Annotated in this window: 4 protein-coding genes; all 4 read right to left on the bottom strand. The window is 64.1% G+C overall.

What is annotated here, in order from left to right; all coding sequences use genetic code 11:
* Positions 1–91: 91 nt before the first annotated feature.
* The 4 genes from ACIBI9_RS67855 to ACIBI9_RS67840 all read right to left on the bottom strand — a co-directional run bounded on the left by ACIBI9_RS67855 (position 92) and on the right by ACIBI9_RS67840 (position 1495).
* Positions 92–418: a hypothetical protein gene (locus ACIBI9_RS67855; protein WP_397239685.1), complete on the bottom strand. Its 327-nt coding sequence runs from the start codon at positions 416–418 to the stop codon at positions 92–94.
* Positions 419–540: 122 nt separating this feature from the next.
* On the bottom strand, positions 541–672 hold the full coding sequence (locus ACIBI9_RS67850; RefSeq protein ID WP_397239683.1) for a hypothetical protein: 132 nt from the start codon (positions 670–672) through the stop codon (positions 541–543).
* A gap of 197 nt (positions 673–869) precedes the next feature.
* Entirely contained in the window at positions 870–1127 is a 258-nt protein-coding gene (locus tag ACIBI9_RS67845; RefSeq protein WP_397239681.1) for an integrase core domain-containing protein, read from the bottom strand.
* Positions 1013–1495, bottom strand: coding sequence for a DDE-type integrase/transposase/recombinase (locus tag ACIBI9_RS67840; RefSeq protein WP_397239679.1), 483 nt, complete (start codon positions 1493–1495; stop codon positions 1013–1015). Before ACIBI9_RS67840 ends, ACIBI9_RS67845 begins: the two co-directional genes overlap by 115 nt.
* Positions 1496–1589: the final 94 nt, after the last annotated feature.

The raw sequence follows: 1589 nt of genomic DNA, 5'->3' as shown, positions 1-1589 counted from the left end.
TCGGTCACATCGAAGCGCGCCACATCCGAGTTCTACCAGCCACGACCAGCCCGCCACCGACCCTCACCAAGATCCGAACCCCAAACAGCTCCTAGAGGTGTCTACGGATTCGTTGGATCAGTTCATCGAGCGCTGTCAGCCCGGCGATCAACCACACGGCGGATCCCCAGCCCTGCGTCTCCGCGACGTTGATGGTCGCGGTAATCAGCGGCGGGGCGAAGATCGCCCACGTCCGCCAATCCGAACGCAACCACCAGCGCACAAGCTCCGAGCCTGAGCGCTTGGGGGAAGCGGGGCAGATACCGCAGGAGGGACCTGCCTGATCCTTCGTTGCCTCCAGGAACGCCCCGAAAATGCCCACGGCCAAGCCGAGACCGACTAGCCAGGTAATGAGAGTTGCCAGAGCGAGCAGTGACATGAACGATGTCCTCCGTCGAGCGGGCGCTCCAAGCGGAGAGCCTGGTGTGCAAGGGCAAGCGCGAATTGCTGCCCGGGGCACTCCAGGGACAGGGGTGCACAAGGCAGGCCGGCTACGCCGACCTACCTGCGAAGAAACTCGCTCAACGCGTGCGCCGTCGAGGCGGGATTGATCAGCCTGGCCAATGAGCGCTCGAAGGAGAACAGGAGAACCAAAACGACGGCCACGAGCACCGCGGGCAGGACTCCGAACATGAGTGCCACACCGTGAACGGGACTCGGGATTGGTTCCATGCGGTGAACATACGTCACGCATGGTTCGCATGTCAGTTGATTGCCGAAGTTGCCCGAGTTCGACGTCGCCGAGCGCACCCTCGGTCGGCTGATGCTCTTTCGCCGCCTGATCTGCGATTGCGAGGTTCTGTCAATCCCCTGAAAGCGTGGAGACGGTCCTATGTCACAGCGGTCCTCAGCAGGGCCGATGAGGCTGTTCTCTTCTCGATCATGTGACGTTCGAATGTGATGGGCGCCAAGCCGTCGTTGGCACTGTGCCGCCGGGTGGTGTTGTAGAAGTCCGCGATCCAGGTCGCAATCTTCAGGCGGGCCTCGGCCTGGGCGCGGAACCGGTGGCGGTGGACGTATTCGACCTTGAGGGTGCTGTTGAGTGCTTCGGCTGCCGCGTTGTCGAGCGCGCATCCGACCTGGCCCATCGACTGGACCACGCCCAGGCGCCGGCACAGGTCCTTGTAGCGGGCCGCGGTGTACTCGAACCGCGGTCGGTGTGGAAGATCGCATCCGGCTCGATGGCGATGGTGCAGGCGGCGTTGTGGATGGCCTGGGCGACCAGTTCGGTCCGGTAGTGGTCGGCCACCGCCCAGCCGACGACGGCCTTGCTGTGGCAGTCGATCACCGTGGCCAGGTAGAGGAAGCCCTCCCAAGTGGGGATGTAGGTGACGTCGCCGACCAGCTTCACTCCCGGCCGCTCGGCGGTGAAGTCCCGCCGCACCAGGTCAGGGATACCGCGAAAGTCGCCCTGCTCGGTCGTGGCCGGGGTGAAGGCCCGCACTTGCACTGGCACTAGGAGCTGTTTGGGGTTCGGATCTTGGTGAGGGTCGGTGGCGGGCTGGTCGTGGCTGGTAGAACTCGGATGTGGCGCGCTTCGATGTGACCGA

The organism is Nonomuraea sp. NPDC050451 (assembly GCF_044458585.1).
The sequence above is the reverse complement of the archived record's forward strand: the minus strand, read 5'-3'. Positions and strand labels throughout refer to the sequence as shown.